This window comes from Micromonospora sp. NBC_01638, from assembly GCF_045209745.1.
In the GTDB taxonomy this organism is placed as follows: domain Bacteria; phylum Actinomycetota; class Actinomycetes; order Mycobacteriales; family Micromonosporaceae; genus Micromonospora.
The window spans coordinates 4,537,735-4,562,580 of record NZ_CP109273.1; the positions used below are offsets into that span (position 1 = coordinate 4,537,735).

The 24,846-nt window shown below is 71.0% G+C and carries 22 protein-coding genes; 11 read left to right on the plus strand and 11 right to left on the minus strand.

From position 1 onward, the window contains the following. Positions 1–146: 146 nt before the first annotated feature. Positions 147–875, minus strand: a complete 729-nt coding sequence (locus OG811_RS21445; RefSeq protein ID WP_406068198.1) for a D-Ala-D-Ala carboxypeptidase family metallohydrolase — start codon at positions 873–875, stop codon at positions 147–149. A gap of 177 nt (positions 876–1,052) precedes the next feature. On the opposite strand from OG811_RS21445, the gene OG811_RS21450 reads away from it, so the two are divergent. Beyond that, a complete protein-coding gene (locus tag OG811_RS21450) occupies positions 1,053–1,565 on the plus strand; it encodes an HIT family protein (protein WP_406075845.1) in 513 nt (170 codons plus the stop codon). Between the two features lie 49 nt (positions 1,566–1,614). Here the strand turns inward: OG811_RS21450 and OG811_RS21455 are convergent, their stop codons facing one another. Next, positions 1,615–2,097 (minus strand): hypothetical protein, encoded by a 483-nt coding sequence (locus tag OG811_RS21455; RefSeq protein ID WP_406068199.1) that lies wholly within the window; start codon positions 2,095–2,097, stop codon positions 1,615–1,617. Positions 2,098–2,194: 97 nt separating this feature from the next. Here OG811_RS21455 and OG811_RS21460 point away from each other — a divergent pair, with 97 nt between their 5' ends. After that, positions 2,195–3,244, plus strand: a complete 1,050-nt coding sequence (locus tag OG811_RS21460) for an aldo/keto reductase (RefSeq protein ID WP_406068201.1) — start codon at positions 2,195–2,197, stop codon at positions 3,242–3,244. A 131-nt stretch (positions 3,245–3,375) separates the two neighbouring features. On the opposite strand, the gene OG811_RS21465 is transcribed toward OG811_RS21460, so the two are convergent. Further along, positions 3,376–5,532 (minus strand): elongation factor G-like protein EF-G2, encoded by a 2,157-nt coding sequence (locus tag OG811_RS21465; protein ID WP_406068202.1) that lies wholly within the window; start codon positions 5,530–5,532, stop codon positions 3,376–3,378. Positions 5,533–5,782: 250 nt separating this feature from the next. Between OG811_RS21465 and pgsA the strand changes: the two genes are divergently transcribed. The 7 genes from pgsA to OG811_RS21500 all read left to right on the plus strand — a co-directional run bounded on the left by pgsA (position 5,783) and on the right by OG811_RS21500 (position 12,008). Next, positions 5,783–6,412, plus strand: a complete 630-nt coding sequence (gene pgsA, locus OG811_RS21470; RefSeq protein ID WP_406068203.1) for a phosphatidylinositol phosphate synthase — start codon at positions 5,783–5,785, stop codon at positions 6,410–6,412. Positions 6,413–6,458: 46 nt separating this feature from the next. After that, on the plus strand, positions 6,459–7,391 hold the full coding sequence (locus OG811_RS21475; RefSeq protein WP_406068204.1) for a phosphatidylinositol mannoside acyltransferase: 933 nt from the start codon (positions 6,459–6,461) through the stop codon (positions 7,389–7,391). Positions 7,392–7,449: 58 nt separating this feature from the next. Beyond that, positions 7,450–8,610, plus strand: a complete 1,161-nt coding sequence (locus OG811_RS21480; protein ID WP_406068205.1) for a glycosyltransferase family 4 protein — start codon at positions 7,450–7,452, stop codon at positions 8,608–8,610. An 81-nt stretch (positions 8,611–8,691) separates the two neighbouring features. Beyond that, a complete protein-coding gene (locus OG811_RS21485) occupies positions 8,692–9,195 on the plus strand; it encodes a hypothetical protein (protein WP_406068206.1) in 504 nt (167 codons plus the stop codon). 138 nt (positions 9,196–9,333) lie between these two features. Next, the gene (gene pdxS / locus OG811_RS21490; RefSeq protein WP_406068207.1) at positions 9,334–10,251 is read left to right on the plus strand and encodes a pyridoxal 5'-phosphate synthase lyase subunit PdxS; all 918 of its coding nucleotides are present in this window, start codon (positions 9,334–9,336) and stop codon (positions 10,249–10,251) included. Further along, positions 10,248–10,856 carry a pyridoxal 5'-phosphate synthase glutaminase subunit PdxT gene (gene pdxT / locus OG811_RS21495; protein WP_406068208.1) on the plus strand — a complete coding sequence of 203 codons (609 nt, stop codon included), beginning with the start codon at positions 10,248–10,250 and terminating at the stop codon, positions 10,854–10,856. Before pdxS ends, pdxT begins: the two co-directional genes overlap by 4 nt. Before the next feature lie 399 nt (positions 10,857–11,255). Further along, complete coding sequence (locus OG811_RS21500; RefSeq protein ID WP_406068209.1) at positions 11,256–12,008, plus strand: YebC/PmpR family DNA-binding transcriptional regulator; 753 nt, start codon at positions 11,256–11,258, stop codon at positions 12,006–12,008. Between the two features lie 131 nt (positions 12,009–12,139). Here the strand turns inward: OG811_RS21500 and OG811_RS21505 are convergent, their stop codons facing one another. Beyond that, positions 12,140–13,198, minus strand: coding sequence for a helix-turn-helix domain-containing protein (locus OG811_RS21505; RefSeq protein ID WP_406068211.1), 1,059 nt, complete (start codon positions 13,196–13,198; stop codon positions 12,140–12,142). A 249-nt stretch (positions 13,199–13,447) separates the two neighbouring features. Between OG811_RS21505 and OG811_RS21510 the strand changes: the two genes are divergently transcribed. Beyond that, positions 13,448–14,533 carry a peptidoglycan-binding protein gene (locus tag OG811_RS21510; RefSeq protein WP_406068213.1) on the plus strand — a complete coding sequence of 362 codons (1,086 nt, stop codon included), beginning with the start codon at positions 13,448–13,450 and terminating at the stop codon, positions 14,531–14,533. A 313-nt stretch (positions 14,534–14,846) separates the two neighbouring features. Here the strand turns inward: OG811_RS21510 and OG811_RS21515 are convergent, their stop codons facing one another. The 7 genes from OG811_RS21515 to OG811_RS21545 form a co-directional block, all read right to left on the minus strand. Further along, positions 14,847–15,908 carry an ABC transporter permease gene (locus OG811_RS21515; protein ID WP_406068214.1) on the minus strand — a complete coding sequence of 354 codons (1,062 nt, stop codon included), beginning with the start codon at positions 15,906–15,908 and terminating at the stop codon, positions 14,847–14,849. Continuing rightward, a complete protein-coding gene (locus OG811_RS21520; protein ID WP_406068215.1) occupies positions 15,905–16,798 on the minus strand; it encodes an ABC transporter ATP-binding protein in 894 nt (297 codons plus the stop codon). The genes OG811_RS21515 and OG811_RS21520 overlap by 4 nt, the downstream gene beginning before the upstream one ends. A gap of 81 nt (positions 16,799–16,879) precedes the next feature. After that, a complete protein-coding gene (locus OG811_RS21525; RefSeq protein WP_406068217.1) occupies positions 16,880–17,599 on the minus strand; it encodes a response regulator in 720 nt (239 codons plus the stop codon). Continuing rightward, complete coding sequence (locus tag OG811_RS21530) at positions 17,596–18,933, minus strand: sensor histidine kinase (RefSeq protein ID WP_406068219.1); 1,338 nt, start codon at positions 18,931–18,933, stop codon at positions 17,596–17,598. Before OG811_RS21530 ends, OG811_RS21525 begins: the two co-directional genes overlap by 4 nt. 123 nt (positions 18,934–19,056) lie before the next feature. Continuing rightward, complete coding sequence (locus tag OG811_RS21535) at positions 19,057–20,004, minus strand: permease prefix domain 1-containing protein (RefSeq protein ID WP_406068220.1); 948 nt, start codon at positions 20,002–20,004, stop codon at positions 19,057–19,059. Beyond that, complete coding sequence (locus tag OG811_RS21540; protein WP_406068222.1) at positions 20,001–20,342, minus strand: PadR family transcriptional regulator; 342 nt, start codon at positions 20,340–20,342, stop codon at positions 20,001–20,003. Before OG811_RS21540 ends, OG811_RS21535 begins: the two co-directional genes overlap by 4 nt. Positions 20,343–20,527: 185 nt before the next feature. Further along, the gene (locus tag OG811_RS21545) at positions 20,528–21,148 is read right to left on the minus strand and encodes an L-threonylcarbamoyladenylate synthase (protein WP_406068224.1); all 621 of its coding nucleotides are present in this window, start codon (positions 21,146–21,148) and stop codon (positions 20,528–20,530) included. Between the two features lie 147 nt (positions 21,149–21,295). On the opposite strand from OG811_RS21545, the gene dnaE reads away from it, so the two are divergent. Then, positions 21,296–24,826 (plus strand): DNA polymerase III subunit alpha, encoded by a 3,531-nt coding sequence (gene dnaE / locus OG811_RS21550; protein ID WP_406068225.1) that lies wholly within the window; start codon positions 21,296–21,298, stop codon positions 24,824–24,826. Positions 24,827–24,846: the final 20 nt, after the last annotated feature.

A 24,846-nucleotide genomic window follows, 5' to 3' on the forward strand; every position in this document is an offset into this window, starting at 1 on the left:
GACGCGCGGCACGCGTGCGCGGTCCGCTTGCAGCATGATCGGGCTCGATCCAGGAAGTAGTGGCCTCCAGGATGTCGGAGGCCACTACTTCCATGTTCGAGCGCGATCTTCGCCGAAGGCGGCGCGCCCAGCGGCGGCGTCTGCTGTCAGACGCCGCAGGTAGGCGCGGACCAGCCTCCGGTCGACGCTACGTGGGTGTGGTCGTTGTGGTCCGGGTAGCCGGGGCCGAGGATCTGCCCGAAGCCGTGGTTGCGGGCCTGCTGGGCCAGTCGGCACAACGACGGGGACCCGACCAGGTCCACCGCGTCGCCGTACAGGTGCCGGCTGTTTGACGCCCCGCCAACCGCGCTGTTGCAGGCGTAGCTGCGGAAGCTGCTGCTGATCGAGATGGACACGTCCCCGAGGGCATGCCGCATGGCCTGGAGTTTCCACATCGAGACGAGCGCGTTGAACCGCGCGGTGCTCGCCGAGACCGCACCGCCGGACCAGTCGCTGTTGCACTTGTTCAGCTCGGGGTAGCTGAAGTTGGCCGGTGTGCAGTCGTCGTCCTGGAGGGCGTAGAGCCGGTTGAACGTCTGCGGCCCGGCGACGCCGTCCGCGGGCAGCCCGTACGCCTGCTGGAAGCGGATCACCGCCGAGCGGGTGGCCGGGCCGTACGCGCCGTCGAGGGTGAGCACGGCACCGTAGCCGGGGTAGCCGGCGACTCGGATCTGGAGTTGCCGGACGTCCTCGCCGGACGTCCCCTGGGACAGGGTGCGACCCCAGGTGTAGCAGCCGTCCGCCTGTGCGGCGCCGGCGGTGAGGGTGATGCCGGCCACTGTGGTGGCGGCAGCCAGCGCAAGTGCCGCGAGGAACCTGCCGAGCCGTCGGTTCATGTAACACTCCATCAATAAATGGAAGTTCCTGGATGATTGGAATTTTCATGTTCCGGTATTGATCCGTCAAGAACTTTCAGCACGGAGTTTTCCCGGCGACAGGTGTCGCGGCCCGCCCGCGCGGCTCCGTAGGATCGGCACGTGACTGGGGCGGAACGGGACGCGGGCATCGGCGGCATGGCGGACGGCCTGGAGCGGCTCTGGACGCCGCACCGGATGACCTACATCTCCGGCGAGGACCGCCCGGCCGAGGGCTACGAGAAGCCGACCGGCTGCCCCTTCTGCCGGGGGCCCAAGCTGCCGCCGGAGGAGAGCCTGGTGGTAGCCCGTGGTGAGCACGTCTTCGTGGTGCTCAACCTCTACCCGTACAACCCCGGGCACCTGCTGGTCTGCCCCTACCGACACGTCGCCGACTACACCGAGCTGGACGTGCCGGAGACCACCGAGCTGGCGTCGTACACCCAGAACGCGATGCGGGTGATCCGCAAGGTGAGCAACGCGCACGGCTTCAACCTGGGCATGAACCAGGGCGGGGTGGCCGGCGCCGGCATCGCCGCACACCTGCACCAGCACGTGGTGCCGCGCTGGGGCGGCGACGCGAACTTCATGCCGGTCATCGGCCGTACCAAGGTCCTGCCGCAGTTGCTCGGCGACACCCGCGACCTGCTCGCCCGCGCCTGGCCGTCCTGACCGCCGCCGGTGCGCGGCGTCGGGCTGCACGGCGTCCGCGCCGGTCCGGCTAGTCGGCGCGCAGCAGCGGGGTCAGCTCCGGCCAGCTCTCCACCCGGTGTACGCGGGCAAGCAGCGCGGCGTGTGCGGCGACCTCCGCCGGACGGGGCCGGAACAGGAAGCGGTGCGGCACCGAGTCGAGGTAGCCGAGCACCTCCAGCTTGTCGTCCACGAAGTGGGTCAGCCCGAGCCGCCGGGCGATCGGCGCCTTGTCCGGTCGGGTGCGGCAGAAGTGCACCCGCTCCATGGCGATGCCGGTGCGCGCCGGAAAGTCGTGGTGGGCCAACCACTCCCGGGTGCGCCGCGCGGTGGACTCCCCGCACTTGGACACCAGGTGCACCTCGTCGAACGCCGGGCCGAGCGCCGCGAGCGCGTCGAACGCCCCGTCGACGCGGGGAGTACGCAGGTAGTGCGCGCCGAAGAACGACGTGTCGGCGTCCCCGTCGGCCGGCTCGATGATCACTCCGCCGATGTCCACACCCAGCCTCCGCATGCGGACGATCCTGCCGCACCGGACCCGTCGTCGCGATCCACGATCCCGCACCGGGATCTGCTACGCCCCGACCCGGCGGAGGTGGCACGATCGGCCGATGGCAGTCACGAAACGGACGTTGGGGCGCAGCGGCATCGAAGTCAGCGCCCTCGGCATGGGGTGCTGGGCGATCGGCGGGCCCTGGACGGAGGGCACCCAGCCGCTGGGATGGGGCGCGGTCGACGACGACGAGTCGGTGCGGGCGGTACGTTGTGCGCTCGAGGAGGGCATCACCCTCTTCGACACCGCCGACACGTACGGCGCCGGGCACGGCGAGCGGGTGCTCGGCCGGGCGCTCGCCGGCCGGCGGGACGACGCCGTGATCGCCACCAAGTGGGGCTACACGTTCGACGAGGTGAGCCGACAGGCCACCGGGGAGGACGCGTCACCCGCGTACCTGCGACGGGCCGTGACCGAATCGCTACGCCGGCTGGGCACCGACCGGATCGACCTCTACCAGCTGCACCTGGCCGACCTGTCGGTGCCCCGGGCGGAGGCCCTGATCGGCACCTGCGAGGACCTGGTCGCCGAGGGCCTCATCCGGGCGTACGGGTGGAGTACCGACCGCCCCGACCGGGCCACCGCGTTCGGGCACGCCGCCGCCAATGCCACCGCCGTGCAGCACACCCTGTCGGTGCTGCGGGACGCCCCCGAGCTGCTCGCGGTCTGCGACAAGTACGACCTGGCAAGCATCAACCGGGGCCCGCTGGGAATGGGGCTGCTCACCGGCAAGTACTCGGCCGGATCGACACTGCCCCGCGACGACGTACGCGGGTTGGCCCCGGGCTGGTTGGAGTGGTTCCGTGGTGGCCGGCCGGCACCGGAGTGGCTGCGCCGGGTCGGCGTGGTCCGCGCCGCGCTCACCGCCGACGGGCGCACCCTCGCTCAGGGGTCGCTGGGCTGGATCTGGGCGCGCAGCGGTCGCACCATCCCGATTCCGGGCTGCCGTACGGTCGCCCAGGTCGAGGAGAACGCCGCCGCGCTGCACCGGGGCCCTCTGCCGCCGGACCAGTTCGCCGAGGTGGAGCGCCAGCTTGCCGCCCTACGCACGGCAGCCCTCCGCGACGCCGAGCGGCCCCACTGGCCCCGCCCCACAACCCGCCCCTGACCCAACCGCAGCGCGATCCCCACCCCACCCCACCCCACCCTCGCCGTCGATCTTGCACTTTCGGCCCCGCGTATCTGCCGCAAAAGCGACATTTGAGCGACACAAAGTGCAAGATCGCGGGGGGTCGGGGGTTACGGGGTGTGTTCTTTGCGGGCCTGGTCGGCCAGGTGGGTGGGCATGGGGTCGTGGCGGACGAAGTGGCGGCGGAAGGTGCCGGTGCCAGCCGTCATCGAGCGCAGCTCGACGGCGTAGCGGAGCAACTCGGTGGCCGGCACCTCGGCGTGGACGAGGGTGCGGCCCTCGGCCTCCGGGTCCGGTTCGGTCCCGAGCACTCGGCCGCGTCGGCCGGACAGGTCGCCCAGCACCGTGCCCACCGAGCCGTCCGGCACCCGGATGGTGACCTCGTCGATGGGCTCCAGTAGCGTCGGCTGGCCCCGGTCGGCGGCGTCGCGCAGGGCCAGCGCGCCAGCGGTCTGGAAGGCCGCGTCGGACGAGTCGACGCTGTGCGCCTTTCCGTCGACCAGGGTCACCCGCAGGTCCACCACCGGGTGTCCGCCGACCAGACCGCGCGCGAGTTGGGCGCGGACGCCCTTCTCCACTGACGGGATGTAGTTGTGCGGCACCGCGCCGCCGACGACCCGGTCGACGAACTCGAAGCCACTGCCCGGGGGCAGGGGCTCGACCTCGATGTCGCAGACCGCGTACTGGCCGTGGCCGCCGGACTGCTTGACGTGCCGGCCGTGCCCCGTCGTGGGCACGGTCAGCGTCTCGCGCAGCGACACCTTGACCGGCTCGGTGTCCACCTCGACACCGCCGGCGCGGAGCCGGTCGAGCACCACGTCCGCGTGTGCCTCGCCCATGCACCAGAGCACCAGCTGGTGGGTCTCCGGGTTGCGCTCCAGCCGCAGCGTGGGGTCGCCGGCGACCAGACGGGCAAGGTTGCGGGCCAGCGCGTCCTCGTCGGCGCGGCTGTGGGCGACGATGGCCACCGGCAGCAGCGGCTCCGGCATCTCCCAGGGTGCGATCAGCAGCGGGTCGTCCTTGGCGGAGATGGTGTCGCCGGTCTCGGCGCTGCCCGACTTGGTGATCGCACAGATGTCGCCGGCCACGCAGAGGCGCACCTCACGCAGGGTGGCGCCCAGCGGGGTGTAGATGTGCCCGACCCGCTCGTCGGCGTCGTGGTCGGGGTGCCCGCGTTCGGCCATGCCGTGCCCGGAGACGTGCACGATCTGGTCGGGGCGCAGCGTGCCGGAGAAGACCCGGACCAGCGACACCCGCCCGACGTGGCGGTCGACGGTGGTCTTGACGACCTCGGCGACCAACGGTCCGTCCGGGTCGCAGGTCAGCGGCGGACGCGGTGAGCCGTCCACGCCCGTCACCGCCGGCAACTCGTGCTCCAGCGGCGACGGGAACGCGGCGGTCAGCACCTCCAGCAGCACGTCCAGCCCGACACCGGTCGCCGCGCAGACCGGCACCACCGGGTAGAAGTGGCCCCGGGCGACGGCCTTCTCCAGGTCGTCGATGAGCACCTCGGTGCTGATCTCCTCGCCGTCGAGGTAGCGGTCCATGAGGGTCTCGTCCTCGCTCTCGGCGATGATCCCCTCGATCAGTTCGTTGCGGGACTCGTCGATGGCCGGCTGGTGCTCCGGGTCCGGGTCGCGTACGTCGGCCGGGAGCCCGGCGGTGTAGTCGAAGACCCGGCGGGTGATCAGGCCGAGCAGTCCGTCGGTGGAAACCCCGTCGTCGCCGAGCATCGGCAGGTAGAGGGGCATCACGTTGTCGCCGAAAAGGCGTTGGCAGAGCGCCACCGTCTCGTCGACGTCGGCGCGGGGCTGGTCCAGTCGGGCCACCGCGACCGCGCGGGGCATGTCGACGGCCGCGCACTCTTCCCACAGTGCGACGGTGGCGGCGTCCATGCCGCCCGCCGCGGAGACGACGAAGAGCGCGGCGTCGGCGGCCCGCAGCCCGGCGCGCAGCTCGCCGACGAAGTCGGCGTACCCGGGGGTGTCCAGCAGGTTGACCTTGATGCCGTTGTGCAGCAGCGGCGCGCAGGTCAGGCTGACCGAGCGCTGTTGGCGTACGGCCGCGGGGTCGTGGTCGCCGACCGTGGTGCCGTCGACCACGGTGCCGGCCCGGCCGATCGTGCCGGTCGCCGCGAGCAGGGCCTCGACCAGGGTGGTCTTGCCCGCGCCGGAGTGCCCGACGAGCACCACGTTGCGAACCCGCTCGGGCTCGGTCACCACCGGCGTACCGCCGGTGGAACCCTTCTCATGATTTTTCTGCGCCATGGGGCGCACCTCCCTCAGCCGGTGGTGGGTGGCGATCGCCGCGCGACGGAGAGCGGCCCGGGGCGAGTGCGCGGCGATATCCTCCGGTGGTCTGCTGCACAGCGGAAACGGGACGGGCGGACGGGTGAGCTGGCTCACCTCCCGGCTCGATCTCACACCCGTTGTCGGCAAGGCACAAGCTTCTCCTGGGCGGGTCGGCGGGACCGGCCGTATCGCCGGAGCTGGGCGGACCGTTATCGTGGGGACCGCCATGGCGAAGATCTTCCAAGTGTCGGCCCGCGCGGGGATGACCCGCGTCGTCGAGCCGATTGCCCGCGCCCTTCTGCGCGCGGGCGTCACCCCCAATGCCGTCACCGTTGCGGGCACCGTTGGTGTGCTCGTCGGTGCGCTCGGCTTCGGTGCGCGCGGCCACCTGGTCGCGGGCGCGTTGATCGTGACCCTGTTCGCGCTCACCGACCTGCTCGACGGGACGATGGCCCGGATGAGCGGTGGCTCCACCAGGTTCGGGGCGTTCCTCGACTCAAGCATGGACCGGGTCGCCGACAGCGCCGTCTTCGGTGCGGTCGCATACTGGCTGGCCACGCAGGGCAGCCACTCCGGGGTGGCCGCCGCGTTGGTCTGCCTGGCCGCCGGCGGCCTGGTCTCCTACGTGAAGGCCCGCGCCGAAGGGCTCGGCATGACCTGCAACGTGGGCATCGCGGAGCGCACCGAGCGGCTGCTGATCGTCGGGGTCGGTGGGATCCTCACCGGCGTCGGTGTGAAGCCGGCGCTGGAGATCGCGCTGTGGCTGCTCGCCGCGGTGTCGATCTTCACGGTGGGGCAGCGGATGACGCACGTCTACCGCCAGGCCCAGCAGCTCCAACCGGACGGCCAGGCGTGATCGGCGCGTCGGCGACCCGGCGCCGGACGACCGGCGGCCGGGCCGCATGAACCTCACCGAGCTTGGCTACGTCGCCGGCTGGCGGGTGGCCCGCGCGCTACCCCGGCCGTTGGTGGCGGCGGCGTTCCAGGCGGGCGCGGACCGCGCCCACCGCCGCCCCGGCGGGGGTACGGCCCGACTGCGCGCGAACCTGCGCCGGGTGGTCGGCCCGGAGCTGCCCGAGGCCGAGCTGGACGATCTCGTCAAGCGCGGGCTCCGCTCGTACGCCCGGTACTGGATGGAGGCGTTCCGGTTGCCCGCGTTGAGCCGGGCGCAGATCCTGTCCAGCTTCCGGCTCGATGGCGCCGAGCTGCTCGCCGCCGACGTGGCCGCCGGTCGGGGCGCGGTGGTGGCGCTGCCCCACGCCGGTAACTGGGACGCCGCGGGCGCCTGGGTGGCGGCCACCGGTTGGCCGATCACCACCGTCGCGGAGCGGCTCAAGCCGGAGGGCGTGTACGAGCGTTTCGTGGCCTTCCGGGAGGGCCTGGGGATGGAGATCCTGCCGACCCACGGCGGGCCACGTCCGGCGTTCGACGTGCTGCTGGACCGCGTACGTGCCGGCGCGGTGGTGCCGCTGCTGGCCGACCGGGACCTCTCCGCTCGCGGGGTGGAGGTGGACTTCTTCGGCGGGAAGACCCGGATGCCGGCCGGGCCGGCGCTGCTCGCGCTGCACACCGGTGCGCCGCTCTACGTGGCCTCGTTGTGGTACGAACCGGACACGGCGCGCGCGTCGCTCTCCGGCCCGCTGCCGGTGCCGGGGCCCGAGGTGGGGCCTTTGGACCAGCGGGTCCGGTCGCTGACCCAGCTGATCGCCGACCGTCTGGCGGCGGGTATCGCCCGGCATCCGGAAGACTGGCACATGCTGCAGCGGATGTGGCTGGACCAGCGGGGGGCGGGGGACGGCGCGGCGCTGCCCCGGGCGGCCTCCGGTCAGGTCTGAGGGGGTGGTGGGCACGGTGGGATGGTGTCCCGTAGTCGTGGACAGGGGGCGCTGACGCATGCGGATCGGCATCGTGTGCCCGTACTCCTTCGACGTCCCCGGTGGGGTGCAGAACCACGTCATGGACCTCGCCGAGGCGCTGATCGTGCTCGGCCACGAGGTCAGCGTGCTCGCCCCGGCTGACGAGGACTCGCCGTTGCCGGAGTACGTGGTGTCCGCCGGTCGTGCCGTGCCGCTGCCGTACAACGGCTCGGTGGCCCGGATCGCGTTCGGCCCGGTCTCGACCGCCCGGGTGCGGCGGTGGATCATCAACGGCGACTTCGATGTGCTGCACGTGCACGAGCCGCTCACGCTGAGCGTGTCGTTGCTGGCCGTGCTCTCCGCCCGTGGCCCGGTGGTGGCCACGTTCCACACCGCGATGACCCGTTCGCGGGTGCTCGCGGCCGCGCAGGGTGTGCTCCAGATCGTGTTGGAGCGGATCACCGCCCGGATCGCGGTCAGCGCGCTGGCCCGCAAGGTGCAGGTCGAGCACATGGACGGCGGCGCGGTGGAGGTCCCCAACGGGGTGGCGGTGGCCAAGTTCGCCGACGCCGAGCCGTTGCCGGGCTGGCCGGGGGAGTGCGCCCCAGGCACCGGTGGCACGCTGGGCTTCCTGGGCCGGTTCACCGAGTCGCGCAAGGGCTTCCCGGTGCTGCGCGACGCGTTCGTGGCGTTGGCCGCCACCCGGCCCGGGCTGCGGTTGCTCGTCGCCGGCCCGGGTGACCCCGACGACCTGTACGACCAGTTCCCTGCCGAGTTGCATGAGCGGGTCACGTTCCTCGGCCTGGTCACCGAACCGGACAAGGCGCGGATGCTGCGCAGTGTGCACCTCTATGTGGCACCGAACACCGGCGGCGAGTCGTTCGGCATGATCCTCACCGAGGCGTTGGCGGCGGGGACCACCGTGGTCGCCAGCGATCTGGACGCGTTCCGGCGGGTGCTCGACGGTGGGCGCGCCGGTCGGCTTTTCCCCACGGGTGACCCGGTGGGGCTGCGCGACGCGGTGACCGAGCTGTTGGACGACCCGGCCGGGCGGGCCACGCTGAGCGCCAGCGGCGATCAGGTGGTGGCGAATTTCGACTGGCCGGTGGTTGCTCGCCGCGTTGTGGAGGTATACGCAGCGGCGATCGAGGCAACCGACGGGCGGGTCATCGACCAGGAATGGGTGGGGCTGGGCTGAACCGATGTGACGGATGGTGCGGTGGTGACCGGGCGACCGGCGTGGCCGCGCCCAAACGGAGTCGAAACGGAGCAGCACTAGATGCCGCACATGTGGTGGGTGGTGGCCGCGAGCGTGGTCGTGGGGCTCGTCGCGGCGTACCTCATCTGGACCGCCGGCCGGGTGGAGCGGCTGCAGGGCCGCGCGGAGCTGGCGGCCCGGGCTCTTGACGCCCACCTCCTGCGCCGGGCGGCGGCAGCCGCCGTGCTGGCCGAGCGGCGCTTCGGCGTCGAGCTGTACGCGGCGGCGCGGATCGCACTGGATGCCAGCCCCGATGAGCGGGAGGCGGCGGAGAACGACCTCACCCGGCAGTTGCGTGCCGTCCAGCTGGATGCGGGCGATCCGGACTGCGGGGCGGTGATCGCCGCCAGTCGTCGGCTCGCGCTGTCCCGGCAGGTGCACACCGACCTGGTTCGGGACGCCCGCTCGGCGCGCAGCCGGCCGTTGGTGCGGTTGTTGCGGATGGGGCGGGGCCGGGAGTGGCCGCGCTACTTCGACATCGACGATCCGACCCTCACCGTCCCGGCGGACGTCCCAGCCGCCTGACCCACCAGGTCACGGGCGGGCCGGTGACCAGGGCCACAGTGCAGGCCACCGGGGGTCTGATTGGCTGTCGGTACGGCGTTGACCCGGGCGTAGCATTTTCGCTGCCACCCCCAGAGCACGTTCAAGGAGCGATGTCCCGTGCCTGAAAACACCGCCTCGAACACCGGTACCGCCCCCGTCGTCGGCACCGCCCGCGTGAAGCGTGGCATGGCCGAGATGCTCAAGGGTGGCGTGATCATGGATGTGGTCAACGCCGAGCAGGCCAAGATCGCTGAGGACGCCGGCGCCGTCGCGGTGATGGCCCTGGAGCGGGTGCCCGCTGACATCCGTGCGCAGGGCGGGGTGTCCCGGATGAGCGACCCCGACATGATCGATGGGATCATCGAGGCGGTCTCCATCCCGGTGATGGCCAAGGCCCGCATCGGCCACTTCGTGGAGGCGCGGATCCTCCAGTCGCTCGGGGTGGACTACGTCGACGAGTCCGAGGTGCTGACCCCGGCCGACTACGCGAACCACATCGACAAGTGGGCCTTCACGGTGCCCTTCGTGTGTGGCGCGACCAACCTGGGCGAGGCGCTGCGCCGGATCACCGAGGGTGCCGCCATGATCCGCTCCAAGGGGGAGGCGGGCACCGGTGACGTCTCCAACGCCACCACCCACATGCGCAAGATCCGCCAGGAGATCCGTCGGCTGTCCTCGCTGCCGACCGACGAGCTGTACGTCGCGGCCAAGGAGCTGCAGGCCCCGTACGAGCTGGTCAAGGAGGTCGCCGAGAGTGGCAAGCTGCCGGTGGTGCTGTTCACCGCCGGCGGGATCGCCACCCCGGCCGACGCGGCGATGATGATGCAGCTCGGCGCCGAGGGTGTCTTCGTCGGCTCCGGCATCTTCAAGGCGGGCAACCCGGCTCAGCGGGCTGCCGCGATCGTCAAGGCCACCACCTTCCACGACGACCCGGACGTGCTGGCGAAGGTCTCCCGCGGTCTCGGCGAGGCCATGGTCGGCATCAACGTCGACGAGATCCCGCAGCCGCACCGCCTGGCCGAGCGCGGCTGGTGAGCAACGCACCCGTGATCGGTGTGCTCGCGCTCCAGGGCGACGTCCGCGAGCACGTGGCGGCGTTGGCCGCGGCGGGCGCGGACGCCCGTCCGGTCCGCCGTCCGGCCGAGCTGGACGCGGTCGACGGCCTGGTCATCCCCGGCGGCGAGTCCACCACGATCAGCAAGCTCGCCGACATCTTCGAGATGCGTGAGCCGATCGACAAGCGGATCGCCGACGGCATGCCGGTGTACGGATCCTGCGCGGGCATGATCATGCTGGCGACCGAGGTGCTCGACGGCCGACCCGACCAGCGGGGTTTCGCCGGCATCGAGATGACCGTGCGGCGCAACGCGTTCGGCCGGCAGGTCGACTCGTTCGAGGCGCCGGTGGAGATCGCCGGGGTGCCGGGCGAGCCGTTCCACGCGGTGTTCATCCGTGCGCCGTGGGTCGAGCGGGTCGGTGCCGGCGTCCAGGTGATCGGGGCGGTGACCGGTGGCTCGGCCGCCGACCGCATCGTGGCGGTCCGGCAGGGCAACCTGCTGGCCACCTCGTTCCACCCCGAGTTGACCGGCGACCTGCGCGTGCACGCGTACTTTGTGGACCTGGTGCGGGCCGCTCGTTGACGGTGTGAATCGGCAGGTCAACCGGCGATTGCGCACGGGCTCGCTCGTCGGTCAGCACATACCAGGTCAGGTTCGGTCGCGTTCCGTCGAGCAGGTCGAACGGGCGGGCCGGCAGGTCGAACGGCTCGTTCCGGGCCAGCACGTCGCCGGGCGTTGCCCGGGTCGTAGTCGTCCCAGGATTCGGTACTGTCCGCCCCGGTCCGGGCGGACGGTGCGATGCCGCCGCGCGCGGTGCATGACAGCGACCCGGGGGACGTCGGTAGGATTGCGGAGATTCGGCAGGGCCATCTGCCCGCCACAGCTTCCACCAGAGCTGACCGGCACCTCCGCGTGCGCCGGCGGGAGCGAGGCGTGAGCGGTGCGGTCGATGCAGACGGCGGGTAGCAACGGAGGTAGAAGATGTCCGGCCACTCAAAGTGGGCGACGACCAAGCACAAGAAGGCCGTCATCGACGCCAAGCGCGGCAAGATGTTCGCCAAGCTGATCAAGAATGTCGAGGTGGCCGCGCGGACCGGCGGCGGTGACCCCTCTGGTAACCCGACGCTCTTCGACGCCATCCAGAAGGCGAAGAAGAGTTCGGTGCCGAACGACAACATCGACCGCGCCGTCAAGCGCGGCTCGGGCCTGGAAGCCGGCGGCGCCGACTGGCAGACGATCATGTACGAGGGGTACGGCCCGAACGGCGTGGCCATGCTCATCGAGTGCCTCACCGACAACCGCAATCGGGCGGCGACCGAGGTGCGTACCGCGCTGACCCGCAACGGCGGCTCGCTCGCCGACGCCGGCTCGGTGTCGTACATGTTTTCCCGCAAGGGCGTGGTGATCGTGCCCAAGGAGGGCACCAGCGAGGACGACGTGATGCTGGCTGTCCTCGACGCCGGTGCCGAGGAGGTCAACGATCTCGGTGAGGCGTACGAGGTGGTCTCCGAGCCAACCGACCTGATCCCGGTGCGCACGGCGTTGCAGGACGCGGGCATCGAGTATGAGTCGGCCGAGTCCTCCCTCATCCCCAGCATGAACATCCCGCTGGACGAAGAGGGTGCTCGCAAGATCTTCAAGCTGATCGACGTCCTCGAGGACTGCGACGACGTGCAGAACGTCTACGCCAACTTCGACGTCTCCGATGACGTGCTGGCGGCAGTCGACGCCTGAGGGCCAGTGGCCCGCTTGATCGACTCGGTTTCGCTGATGTCGGGTGTTCCACGCGTGGGGATGCCGCGATTTCCGTGAAACGGAGTCGATCGAGGAGGTGTGCGAAGTGGTGGCCGCCCGCCGAGGAGCCGTCAGCGCCCCGGCAGTTCGTCGACAAGGAACACCTGGTCCGCGCCGTTGGTGCACGGCTCGACAAACGCCTCGGCCGACACCTCGATGTCATCGTCGCGGAGACCGACACACAGGTCCGTGCGGGCCGGCCGGATGCGGTACGAGGCCGGCGCGGATCCGGTCGGCTCGAAGCGGAACAGCTGGGACCAGTTGGTCTTGAGGCAGCCGGTGACGGGTTCGAGCAGATTCCGGCCGGGATCGTCCCCGCGGATTGTGAGGCAGCCCGTTCCGTGCACCGGGTGGTGCCACTTGATGAAGTACAGCCCGTCGGCCGCCGGCTCCAGGTAGGTGTCCGGTGGGGTGGCGTCCGCGCAGGGACGCTGGACCGCGATCTCCGTCGGGTACTGGCCGGTGCGGTCACGCCCTTCAGTGACACAGAGTTGCGGGCTGCGGGCGAGGCGGATCTGACTCAGGCGTGCGCGCGGGCCGATCGACGGGTTGGCGCTGCCGGCCGGCGTGGTCGAGGGCCCGACACCTGTCGCTGCGGTCGGGCCGGTGAGTTGGGCCGCTCGCTGCTCGTCGTCGGGTCGCTGCATCCAGACGCCCACGCCGAGCGCGGCCAGCAGGGCGCCGACGACGAGCAGTGCCAGCGGCGCGGGTCGCGCGAACCAGCGCGGCCGGGCTGCGGTCGAGCGCCCCGCCACCGGCGCCAGGCTCGGCGCGGTGTTCTCGGCCGGCTGGTGGTCCGGCGCGGTGCCGCCGGCCGGCGCGTCGCCCGGCGCGGACGACATCGACGCGTACGGACCCGCCGCGAGACGGTGCCGCGCCCGCAACCATGCCTCGACCTGATCCTCCGCCCCGCAGGCCCGGACGAACGCGGCCACCACCTCGGGTCGCGGCAGGGTGGACCGGCGGACGACGTCGGCGGCGGTGCTACGGGCCAGCACGTCACCGGCCGCCGCCGCGCGTTGCTCCAGTTGGCGGTATGTGAGCCGCGACCGGTCCTTGAGCTGGCGCAGCATGTCGACGAACTCGGCCGGCTCGGCCGCCTCGTCCGGTCGTAGCTCCCCCAAGGTCATCGCCAGATTCTGCATACCCCGGGGGCGCGGGGCAAGCTGGCGCCAAGCGACTGTCCGAGATGGTCGGACAAGACCCGGACAGACGGCCCGGAGCTGCGTGGATATTCCACCGCAGCGGCCAGGGCATTGTTCTCGCCCACCGGCTTATCTAGCGTCATTTCTCGATGGCCACGCCGCTGACGGTTACGGCCGACGGGCTCGGACCGGCACCGGTCCGGGCCTGACGACATCAACGACCTGGGAGATTTGATGGATGACGCTGCCCGGGATCCGGTGCCGCAGGCGGCCACGGCGGGGGAGTACGTCGCGCTGCTCCGGGACGCGCGTCGGTGCTCCGGCCTGACCTACCGGGAAATCTCCCGCCGGGCCTCGGCGACCGGACACTGGCTGCCGCCGAGCACTCTCGCCAGCATGCTGGGGCGGAGCACCCTGCCCCGGGAACGCACCGTCGTGGCGTTGCTGGCGGCCTGCGGTACGACGGCAGGTGAGGTCGAGCGGTGGTTGGGGATGCGGCGTGACATTGAGGCCCGCCTCAGCGAGCGGGACCGATGGGAGACTCAGGGGACGCGGACCGCCACGGCACCCGCCGCCGACCCGCCCCCGCCTGTCGACCCGCCCCCGTCCGCCGACCCAGCCCCGCCTGTCGACCCGGCCCCAGCGGTCGGCCCGGTTCCGCCGGAGCTGTCGCGACCCGACGTGCCCCGGTCGGCGCGTCGTCGCCTTCGGCTGGCGGCGCTCGCGCTGCTCGGCGTGCTGACGGTCGGCGTGGCCGGGACGCTGCTACCGCGCGCCGCCCCCACAGTGGACGGCTCGCCGACCGACGGCTGCCCGCTGGTCCTGCGCCAAGGCATGTACGGCCCATGTGTGCTGGACCTTCAGGAGCGGTTGGTGGCGGGCGGACTCGGTGTGCCGGTGGACGGCTGGTTCGGCCAGGACACCACCAGCCGATTGATCGCCTTCCAGGCGCTCGGTGGCCTGCCGGTCAGCGGCACTGCGGACGCGCGGGTCCTCGATGCGCTGTCGGGCGATCCGAGGGTGCCGACCACCTGGCCGGAGGACCGGATCGGCAAGTACCTGCGCGGGATGTTCCCGGAGGATCCGGCCGGGGCGGTGCAGGTGGCGCGGTGCCTGTCCGGGCTGGACCCGTACCGGGTGGAGGTCGTCGCGGACGGGTCGCGGCGCTGGGGGCTGTTCCAGTTCAGCGACATGGAGTTGTCCCGGTTCGGCGTCGACCGCCGGACCGCGCTGGACCCGGTGTGGAACATCCAGGCGGCGCGGGACGTCTGGTCGCGTACCGGCGGCTTCGGCCACTGGCACTGCGTTCCGTCGCCGTGACAGGTGATGCTCCCCGTCCGGTCCGTGGACCCGGCGGGGAGCATCCCCCCGTTCAATCGGCCGACGCGGGCACGTAGGTCGAGAAAGCTCGTGTTTACGGCACGCCGTCGCGGTGCGGTCATCGAGAGCCTTCCGGTTCGGGACCAGCGACGAGCAGGTCATTGCCGTGGTGGGGATGGACTCTCACCGTAGGGGCGTTCGCCCTGTTCGCAGCCGCCGAACAGCGTTCGGACCGGTGCCGTACAGGCGGTGGACGGCAGCGGGCGTCGGCGTCCGATCAGGACACCGACGCCCGCGCGGGCGAACCGTCGACTCAGCCGATCGTCTCCCGCTCCCGCCAGGCGGTGCGCAGGGAGGTCCGGCCGTTGGTGCGTAGCAGCGACCCCTCGTACACCCGGGACCCGGCGACCACGAACGCACCGGCGGCGAGCAGCAGGATGGCCAGCGAGACGAACGGCTCCCAGGCGGCCGCGTCACCGGTGAACAGCCGCAGCGGCATGGCCGTGGGCGACGAGAACGGCAGGTAGGACAACACCCGCATCGCGGTGTCGTTGTCGTTCAGGAAGATCACCGCGAAGAACGGCAGCATGACGGCGAGCTGCACCGGGGTCGATACGGCAGCGATGTCCTCCTGCCGGTTGGCCAGGGCGCCGGCCGCCGCCCACATCGCCGCGAGCAGCACGAAACCGAGCAGGAAGAACGGCGCGAACCAGCCGATCGCCGGGGCGAGCAGGGTGAGCAGGCCGCCACTGTCGCCGATCTGCATGCCGATCACCGCCACCACCGCGATCAGCGCGATCTGTGCGAACGCCAGGATGCCGCCGGCCACCACCTTGCCGGCCAGCAGCGCTCGGACCGGCACGGCGGCGACCAGAATCTCCACGATGCGGGTCTGCTTCTCCTCGATGACGCTCTGCGCGATCTGCACACCGAACGTCTGCGAGGTGAGGAAGAAGACGAACGCGAAGACGAACGGCACCAGGAACGCCACCACCGGGTCGACCGCGTCCGGATCGAGCAGGCGTACGGTCGGCTGGCTGCTCAGCGCCTTCACCACGTCGTCGGGGGCCTCCTCCATGGCCAGGACGGCTGGCCCGGCGACTACCGCGGCGTCCACGTCGTCGTCGCGGACGGCCCGCTCGGCGGCCCGGTCGTCGGGGACCACCCGGACCTCCAGGCCGGCCGCGCGCAGCGGACCGGCCGCGCTCTCGGTCACGGCGACGGTGGACGGCCCGCCGGAGAGCAGCGGCGGCAGGATGGTGCCTGCCGCGGCGATCAGCAGGAAGAAGAGCGTGCCGAACAGAAAGGTACGGTCGCGGAGCTTGACCCGGATCTCACGTTCGGCAACCAGCCGGGTGGCCTGGGTGATGTTCACTGGGTGACCTCTCGGAAGATCTCGGTGAGCGAGGGGCGGACCGGGCGGAAGGCGCGGACCGGGCCACGGGCCAGGGCCGCCTGCAGCACGGGCTGTTCGTCGGCGTCGGCCGGCAGGTCGAAGACCACTCGCGCGCCGTCCAGCTCGACCAGGGTCACCCCGGGGTGGTCGCGCACCCAGCCGGCGTCGCTCGCCACCACCAGCTCGTAGCGGGGCACGGTGTACGAGTCGCGCAGCTGCTGCCTGCTGCCGGCGGCCCGGATCACCCCGTCGCCAATGATCACCAGGTCGTCGCAGAGGCGCTCCACGACGTCGAGCTGGTGACTGGAGAAGAGCACCGGTGCTCCGGCCGAGGCCCGTTCCCGCAGCACGGTGACGACGGTGTCCACGGCCAGCGGGTCGAGGCCGGAGAACGGCTCGTCGAGCACCAGCACCTCGGGGTCGTGCACCAGCGCCGCTGCGATCTGGGCGCGTTGCTGGTTGCCCAGCGACAGCGTCTCCAGCAGGTCGTCGCCGCGTTCGCCGAGCCCGACCCGTTCCAGCAGCGTGTCGGTGGCACGCCGGGCCGCGGGGGCGTCCAGGCCGTGCAGCCGGCCCAGGTAGGTCACCTGCTCCCGGGTGGTCATCTTGGGGTAGAGGCCCCGCTCCTCCGGCATGTAGCCGAAGCGCCGGCGGTCCTGCCGGGTCAGCGTCGTGCCGCCCCAGCTCACCTCGCCGGCGTCGGGGGCGAGCACACCCAGGATGATCCGCATGGTGGTGGTCTTGCCGGCGCCGTTGGCGCCCACGAAGCCGGTCATCCGGCCGGCGGCCACCTCGAAGGACACGTTGTTGAGCACCTGCCGGTCGCCGAAACTGCGGTCGACGCCGTCGAGTCGAAGCGTTTTGGTCACACGCCCACGCTAGATCGAACACGGTGCCCCGCCGTCCGCCCGGCGGTTGAGCGGGTGGGTCCACCTCGCGACGGACGCCGGTCACCCGCCGGGTCGGACCACCCCGTTCTCGTACGCGAACACCACCGCCTGCACCCGATCGCGCAGGCCGAGTTTGGCCAGCACCCGGCTCACGTGCGTCTTCACCGTCGCCTCGCCCAGGTGGATGGTCGCGGCGATCTCCGCGTTGCTCGAACCGCTGGCCAGCAGCACCAGCACCTCCCGTTCACGCGGGGTCAGCTCACCCAGCGCGGCGTCGGCGTCCGGCCTGCGGTGGGCGGTGCCCGTCGGGTCACCGGGTCGGGCGAACGTGGAGATCACTCGGCGGGTGATCTCCGGCGCGAGCAGACCGTCGCCCCTGGCCAGCACCCGGATCGCCTCGATCAGCTCCTCGGGCGTGCCGTTCTTGAGCAGGAAACCGCTCGCCCCGGCCCGCAGCGCGGCGAACAGGTAGTCGTCGCGGTCGAACGTCGTGAGGATCAGCACCGCGGGCGCACCGGGCCCGTCGGCGGTGATCTGCCGGGTGGCCTCCAGACCATCCATCCCGGGCATCTCCACGTCCATGAGTACGACGTCGGGGCGGGTGGCGCGGGTCATGGCCACGGCGCGTGCGCCGTCGGCGGCTTCGCCGACCACCTCGATGTCGTCCTCCACCTCGAGGATGACCCGGAAGCCGGTGCGGACGAGGTGCTGGTCGTCGGCGAGCAGCACCCGGACCCGCTGAGCCTCGCCCGGTGCGTCGTGGGCTGGTGTGGCGCTCATGCCGAGCGCTCCGCGCCGGCTACCACCTGTTGTCCGTCACCCGGTTGACGCTGCGCGCCGACCGGAGGGTTCGGCGACGCCGCGAGCGGGAAGCGCGCGCGTACCCGCCAACCGCCGCCGGCACGCGGCCCGGCCTCCAGCTCGCCGTCGTGCGCGGTGACCCGTTCGCGCATCCCGATCAGACCCAGCCCGACGGCGTCGGCCTGGCCACCGGCCCGGCCGTCGTCGGTCACGTCGACCTCCACCTCACGGGCCAGGTACCGGACCCGCACGTCCAGCAGATCCGCCCCGGCGTGCTTCAGCGTGTTGGTCACCGCTTCCTGCGTCACCCGGTAGGCCGCCTGGGAGACCGATTCGGGCAAGGCGACCGGGTCGCCGTACACCCCCAGGGTAGCCGTCAGTCCCGCGGCCCGGGCCCGCTCGACCAGCTCGTTGATCCGTTCGACGCCGCCGGCCGCTGGCGGCTCGGCGTCGGCCCCGGCGGAGGTCCGCAGCACCCCGAGCATCCGGCGCAGCTCGTCGACGGCGGTGCGGGCGCTCTGCTCGATGGCGGTGAGGGCCGTGCGGGCCTTGCCCGGGTCGCGGTCGAACACCCGGCGGCAGGCGGACGCCTGCACGCCCATCACCGACACGTGGTGGGCGACCACGTCGTGCAGCTCGCGGGCGATGCGGACCCGTTCGCCGAGCACCGCCCGCTCGCGGGCCTCGACCTGCGACCGCCGCAGCTCCTCGGCCTGGGCCCGCAGCTCGTGTTCGCGCCGCGCGGCCACCCAGGAGGTCTCCCCGAAGAAGTACGCGAAGCCGAAGTACAAGCCGTTGATCAGGACGCCGGTGACCATCGCAGCGAGCACCGGCGGCACCGGCCCGACCGCGTCGGCGAAGGTGCCGCGCGGGATGTGCTCGATGCTGACCGCGTAGTAGACGCCCACCCAGGCGAACATCGTGGCGATCACACCGATCCGCAGCCGGCGGGCCAACTGATGATCCTGCCCCCAGGCGCCGACGGTGTAGAGGGCGCTGAACAGCGCCCACGAGGATAGCTGGGTCTCCGGGGCCGACCGCACCTGCGCCCCGATGAACGCCGCTGAGACGATCAGCAGGGTGGCGGCCGGCCAGCGCCGCCGCCAGACCAGCGGCAGGGTCACCGCGACCGTCCAGAACAGCTGCTCCGGCCCGGACGGCGGCGGGCCCAGCAGGAACGCCCCGGTGCTGCGGGCCAGGGTGAGGCTGACCAGTGCCAGCAGGGTCACCACCAGCCCGATCCAGAGGTCGATCCGGCGCTGCTCCGGTGTCGGACCCGGGCGGCGCCACCCGTCACGCTGTGTCACGCTCATCAGCGAACGATGCCACGCCAGCCGCCGCGTCCGCTAACCGGACAAGCAGGCGACGGCCTACTTGCGCCCACGGGAGGCGGCCCGGCGCGGGGTACGCGCCGGGCCGCCGTGCGGGGGTGTCGCTCACGCCGTCTGACGGCGCGTCTTCAGGGCGGTGTCGATCACGTCCCAGACGACGACGATGGCCGTACCCACCGCGATGACCGCCCCGAGGACGTTGCGGTTGTCCACCTCCGCCAGCCAGCTCAGGCGCTCGGTCAGGGCCGGGTTGAGCAGTCGGTCGGAGAGTGCCAACCCCACCAGCGGCACCGCGAACGCCAGGTTGAGCAGCACCTTGATGCCGAACAGGGTCCAGGTCCAGCGCCCGATCCGGTACTTGACGACCTCGAAGATCACGCTGGCGACGAGCACCCCGATCAGCGCCGGCAGCCAGAACGACCACAGAGCCGGGTCGAGGATCGGAATGTTCTCGCCGTCGGTGCCGTTCACCCAGGACCGGTAGTGCTGGATGGTCAGGTACGCGATGGTCAGCACCAGCATGATCACCGACGCGACGGTGTCGGCGAGGGGGATGCCCCGGCGTACTGGTGCGTCGGGCAGTTGGTCGACCGTCCAGCCCGGCAGGCCCCCCGCCGGTTGGAACCGCTCGATGACGGCGAAGGTCACGGTGAGCCAGAATGCGATCTGCACGGCCACCTGCAGGGCCGTGGTGATGCCGGTCCCGATGGCTCCGAAGCCCTTGCCGTCGGCGGCGTCGACGATGGCGACCACCGTCCCGACGAGCGCCGGGACGAAGCTGAGCAGCAGCTTCAGCAGTCGCAACCAGACCAGGTAGTAGGTCGGGCCGATGAGCTGCAACCGGCGGTCGGCGTACCGGGCGGCCAGTTGGTCGGGGTTGCCCAGCTCGGTGAGCACCTCCCGCTCGGCCGTGGTCGGGTCCTGGCCGCCGCTGGTGCGGCCTTCGATCATGTCGTCGATGGAGGCGCGCAGTTCGGTGGCGATCTCGTCGCGGCGCGGAGCGGGCACCGAGCGCAAGGTGGCGGCGAGGTAGCGGTCGGTCAGGGTGTTCATCGGTCTTCTCCTTGAATCAGCCCGGTGATGGAGGTCTGCACGGCTGCGAGGTCGTCGAGGAGTCGGCTCAGCATCGACTCGCCCTCGTCGCTGGTCCGGTAGAACTTGCGCGGCCGGCTCTCCTCGGTGTTCCACTCGCTGGTCAGCAGGCCCTGGTCCTCCAGGCGGCGCAGCAACGGGTAGAGCGTGTTGGCGTCGACCGGGAAGCCGTGGTCGGTGAGCCGTTGCAGCAGTGCGTAGCCGTAGTCCGGTCGGCGCAGCGCGACCAGGCTGGCCACCACGACGGTGCCTCGACGCAGCTCCTGTAGGTGCGTCCGTAGAACGTCCTCGCTAGCCATGTGTCACACCATACTGTGTGACACACAGCGTTGTCTACGCCAATAACATTGCGTCTGCTCGGCAGGTTCGCGGTGAAGGGCGCGACGTCCTCGCGCGCGCGACAGCGGCCCGGGCGCCAGGAGGGCACCGGGAGCGGTGACTGATTGGTGACGTCTGCGTCGACGCGCTGATCGCGTCGGGCGCGCTACTCGAAGCGCGACACGTCCCCGGCACCCTGGCGCAGGATCTCCGGCTCGGGCCCGGACAGGTCGATCACGGTCGTCGGCTCCTTGCCGCAGTCGCCGGCGTCGAGCACCGCGTCGAGCTGGTGGTCGAGTCGTTCCTTGATCTCCCAGCCCTGGGTCATCGGCTCGTCGTCGCCGGGCAGGACCAGGGTGCTCGACACCAGCGGCTCGCCCAGCTCGGCCAGCAGCGCCTGGGTGACGGTGTGCCGGGGTACGCGGACGCCGACGGTGCGCTTTTTCGGGTGCAGCATCCGGCGTGGCACCTCGCGGGTGGCCGGCAGGATGAAGGTGTAGCTGCCCGGAGTGGATGCCTTCACCAGGCGGAAGACCGCATTGCTGATCTGGACGAACTGGCCGAGCTGCGCGAAGTCCCGGCAGGCCAGCGTGAAGTGGTGCCGATCGTCGAGGTGGCGGATCTGGCGGATCCGGTCCAGCCCGTCCTGGTTGCCCAGCTGGATGCCGAGCGCGTAGCAGGAGTCCGTCGGGTAGGCGACCAGCCCACCACCGCGGATCAGGTCGGCGACCTGGCCGATGATCCGGGGCTGGGGGTTCTCCGGGTGCACGTCGTAGTACCTCGCCATCCTCCGAGACTAGGCGCATCGCCCGGCGATCAGGAGACGAGGGCCACGGCCGTCGGCGCGGGCGGTGGAGCCTCCGAGATCACCTCGGTAGGGTAGGTCCCGGTCGGCTCCGACCATCAAGATCCACACCGCCGGGGGGCGCCACGCATGGCCGATTCGTTCGCGCATCTGCACGTGCACACCGAGTATTCGATGCTCGACGGAGCGGCCCGCCTCAAGGACCTGTTCGTCGAGGCCAAGCGGCTCGGCATGTCCGCCGTGGCGATCACCGACCACGGCAACATGCACGGCGCGAACGACTTCTACAACCAGGCGATGGCCGCCGGGATCACCCCGATCCTGGGCGTCGAGGCGTACGTGGCACCGGAGTCGCGCTATCACAAGGCGCGGGTCAAGTGGGGTCGGCCGGAGCAGAAGAGCGACGACATCTCCGGTAACGGCGCGATCACCCACAAGACCATGTGGGCGAAGAACGCGCAGGGCCTGAAGAACCTGTTCACCCTCAACTCGCGCGCGTCCATGGAGGGGCACTACGTCAAGTGGCCCCGGATGGACATGGAGCTGATCGCCGAGCACGCCGAGGGCATCATGGCCACCACCGGCTGCCCGTCCGGTGCGGTGCAGACCCGGCTGCGGCTGGGCCAGTTCGACGAGGCCCTCAAGGTCGCCGCCAGCTACCAGGACATCTTCGGCAAGGACAACTACTTCCTGGAGATCATGGATCACGGCCTCTCCATCGAGAGCCGGGTCCGCGAGGGGCTCACCGAGATCGCCCGCAAGCTGGACATTCCGCCGGTGGTCACCAACGACTCGCACTACACCCACGAGGCGCAGGCCACCGCCCACGACGTGCTGCTCTGCGTGCAGACCGGCAGCAACATCGACGACCCCAACCGGTTCCGGTTCGAGGGCGGCGGCTACTTCATCAAGAGCGCCGACCAGATGCGCGCGGTGGACTCGTCGGAGCTGTGGCAGGAGGGTTGCCGCAACACCCTGCTGGTCGCCGAGAAGGTCGACCCGACCGGCATGTTCCAGTTCCACAACCTGATGCCGCGCTTCCCGGTGCCCGAGGGCGAGACCGAGGAGTCCTGGTTCCGCAAGGAGACCTTCGTCGGCCTGGCCCGCCGCTACCCGGGCGGTATCCCGGAGGGGCACGTCGTCCAGGCGGAATACGAGCTGGGCGTCATCAACCAGATGGGCTTCCCGTCGTACTTCCTCGTGGTTGCCGACTTCATCCAGTGGGCGAAGAACCAGGGCATCGCGGTGGGTCCGGGCCGTGGCTCGGCCGCCGGCTCCCTCGTCGCGTACGCGCTGGGCATCACCGACCTGGACCCGATCCAGCACGGCCTGATCTTCGAGCGGTTCCTCAACCCCGAGCGGGTCTCGATGCCGGATGTCGACATCGACTTCGACGAGCGCCGGCGCGGTGAGGTGATCAAGTACGTCACCGACAAGTGGGGTGAGGACAAGGTCGCCCAGATCGCCACCTTCGGCACGATCAAGGCGAAGGCCGCGATCAAGGACTCGGCCCGGGTCCTCGGTTTCCCGTACGCGGTCGGCGACCGGATCACCAAGGCGATGCCGCCGGCCGTGATGGGCAAGGACATCCCGCTCACCGGCATCTTCGACACCAAGCACCCCCGCTACGCCGAGGCCGGCGAGATCCGCGGCCTGTACGACTCCGACCCGGACGTCCGCAAGGTGATCGACACCGCCAAGGGCATCGAGGGGCTGATTCGGCAGACCGGTGTGCACGCCGCCGGCGTCATCATGTCCGCCGAGCCGATCATCGAGCACATCCCGTTGTCGCGCCGCGACGCCGACGGGGCGATCATCACGCAGTTCGACTACCCGACCTGCGAGTCGCTCGGGCTGCTGAAGATGGACTTCCTCGGCCTGCGCAACCTGACGATCATCGACGACGCGGTCAAGAACATCGAGCTCAACCACGACAAGAAGCTTGACCTGTTGGCCCTGCCGCTGGACGACCCGGCCGCGTACGAGCTGCTGGCCCGCGGTGACACCCTGGGCGTGTTCCAGCTCGACGGTGGGCCGATGCGGTCGTTGCTGCGGTTGATGAAGCCGGACAACTTCGAGGACATCTCAGCCGTCCTGGCCCTGTACCGGCCCGGCCCGATGGGCGTCGACTCGCACACCAACTACGCGCTGCGCAAGAACGGCCTCCAGGAGATCACGCCGATCCACCCGGAGCTGGAGGAGCCGCTGCGGGAGATCCTGGCGCCCACCCACGGCCTGATCGTCTATCAGGAGCAGGTGCAGCGCGCCGCGCAGATCCTCGCCGGCTACACCCTCGGTCAGGCGGACCTGCTGCGCCGGGCGATGGGTAAGAAGAAGAAGGAAATCCTCGACAAGGAGTTCATCCCGTTCCGGGACGGCTGCCGCGAGCGCGGCTACTCCGACGAGGCGATCCAGGCGGTCTGGGACGTCCTGGTGCCGTTCGCCGGGTACGCCTTCAACAAGGCGCACTCCGCCGCGTACGGCCTGGTCTCCTACTGGACCGCGTACCTGAAGGCGCACTACCCGGCCGAGTACATGGCCGGGCTGCTGACCTCCGTCGGTGACGACAAGGACAAGATGGCTCTCTATCTGTCCGAGTGTCGCCGGATGCGCATCCAGGTGCTGCCACCGGACGTGAACACCTCCGCCGGGCCGTTCACCCCGGTCGGCACGGACATTCGCTTCGGCCTGGCGGCGGTGCGCAACGTCGGTGCGAACGTGGTCGCCTCGATCATGCGGTGCCGAAACGAGAAGGGCGACTACGCCGACTTCTACGACTTCCTGTCCAAGGTGGACGCGGTGGTCTGCAACAAGAAGACGATTGAATCGCTGATCAAGGCGGGCGCGTTCGACTCGCTGGACCATCCCCGCAAGGGCCTGCTCGCGGTGCACGCCGACGCCATCGACGCGTACGCCGATGTGAAGCGTAAGGAGGCGGTCGGCCAGTACGACCTCTTCGGTGCCGGCTTCGGCGACGCCGACACCGGCAGCACGACGGTGATGCCGGTCATCGCGAGCAGCGAGTGGGACAAGCGCGACAAGCTGGCCTTCGAGCGCGAGATGCTCGGCCTGTACGTCTCCGACCACCCGCTGTTCGGTCTGGAGCACATCCTCGGCGCGGCGGCCGACACCACCATCGCCTCCCTGGCCGAGGACGGCGCGGTGCCCGACGGGGCGGTCGTCACCCTCGCCGGCATCCTCTCCGGGGTGCAGCGCCGGGTCACCAAACAGGGCCGCGCCTGGGCATCGGCCACCCTGGAGGACCTGGCCGGTGGGGTGGAGACGCTGTTCTTCCCCAACACCTACGAGGTGATCGGGCAGTACATCGCCGAGGACGCCATCGTCGTGGTCAAGGGTCGGGTCGACCGCCGCGACGACACCCCAAGGATCATGGCGATGGACATGTCCATGCCGGACGTCAGCACCAGCGCCACCAACAAGCCGGTCACCCTCACCATCCCGGTGCACCGGTGCACGCCACCGCTGATGGAGAAGCTCAAGGAAACCCTGGTGCTGCACCCCGGCGACACCGAGGTGCACGTCAAACTGCAGAACGGCGGGCGTACCACCACCCTGCGGCTGGGCCCGTTCCGAGTGGCGGCGACGACCGCGCTGATGGGTGACCTGAAGAGCGTCCTCGGCCCGGCCAACGTGAGCTGACCTGGTTGGCCGTGGGGAAT

Coding starts and splice junctions, on each gene's coding strand:
- OG811_RS21535 (WP_406068220.1), bottom strand. CDS start 20,004: ATGAACACCCTGACCGACCGCTACCTCGCCGCCACCTTGCGCTCGGTG.
- OG811_RS21500 (WP_406068209.1), top strand. CDS start 11,256: ATGTCCGGCCACTCAAAGTGGGCGACGACCAAGCACAAGAAGGCCGTC.
- OG811_RS21485 (WP_406068206.1), top strand. CDS start 8,692: ATGCCGCACATGTGGTGGGTGGTGGCCGCGAGCGTGGTCGTGGGGCTC.
- pgsA (WP_406068203.1), top strand. CDS start 5,783: ATGGCGAAGATCTTCCAAGTGTCGGCCCGCGCGGGGATGACCCGCGTC.
- OG811_RS21510 (WP_406068213.1), top strand. CDS start 13,448: ATGGATGACGCTGCCCGGGATCCGGTGCCGCAGGCGGCCACGGCGGGG.
- OG811_RS21525 (WP_406068217.1), bottom strand. CDS start 17,599: ATGAGCGCCACACCAGCCCACGACGCACCGGGCGAGGCTCAGCGGGTC.
- OG811_RS21505 (WP_406068211.1), bottom strand. CDS start 13,198: ATGACCTTGGGGGAGCTACGACCGGACGAGGCGGCCGAGCCGGCCGAG.
- OG811_RS21480 (WP_406068205.1), top strand. CDS start 7,450: ATGCGGATCGGCATCGTGTGCCCGTACTCCTTCGACGTCCCCGGTGGG.
- OG811_RS21530 (WP_406068219.1), bottom strand. CDS start 18,933: ATGAGCGTGACACAGCGTGACGGGTGGCGCCGCCCGGGTCCGACACCG.
- OG811_RS21445 (WP_406068198.1), bottom strand. CDS start 875: ATGAACCGACGGCTCGGCAGGTTCCTCGCGGCACTTGCGCTGGCTGCC.
- OG811_RS21460 (WP_406068201.1), top strand. CDS start 2,195: ATGGCAGTCACGAAACGGACGTTGGGGCGCAGCGGCATCGAAGTCAGC.
- dnaE (WP_406068225.1), top strand. CDS start 21,296: ATGGCCGATTCGTTCGCGCATCTGCACGTGCACACCGAGTATTCGATG.
- OG811_RS21540 (WP_406068222.1), bottom strand. CDS start 20,342: ATGGCTAGCGAGGACGTTCTACGGACGCACCTACAGGAGCTGCGTCGA.
- OG811_RS21465 (WP_406068202.1), bottom strand. CDS start 5,532: ATGGCGCAGAAAAATCATGAGAAGGGTTCCACCGGCGGTACGCCGGTG.
- OG811_RS21475 (WP_406068204.1), top strand. CDS start 6,459: ATGAACCTCACCGAGCTTGGCTACGTCGCCGGCTGGCGGGTGGCCCGC.
- OG811_RS21455 (WP_406068199.1), bottom strand. CDS start 2,097: ATGCGGAGGCTGGGTGTGGACATCGGCGGAGTGATCATCGAGCCGGCC.
- OG811_RS21545 (WP_406068224.1), bottom strand. CDS start 21,148: ATGGCGAGGTACTACGACGTGCACCCGGAGAACCCCCAGCCCCGGATC.
- OG811_RS21450 (WP_406075845.1), top strand. CDS start 1,053: ATGGCGGACGGCCTGGAGCGGCTCTGGACGCCGCACCGGATGACCTAC.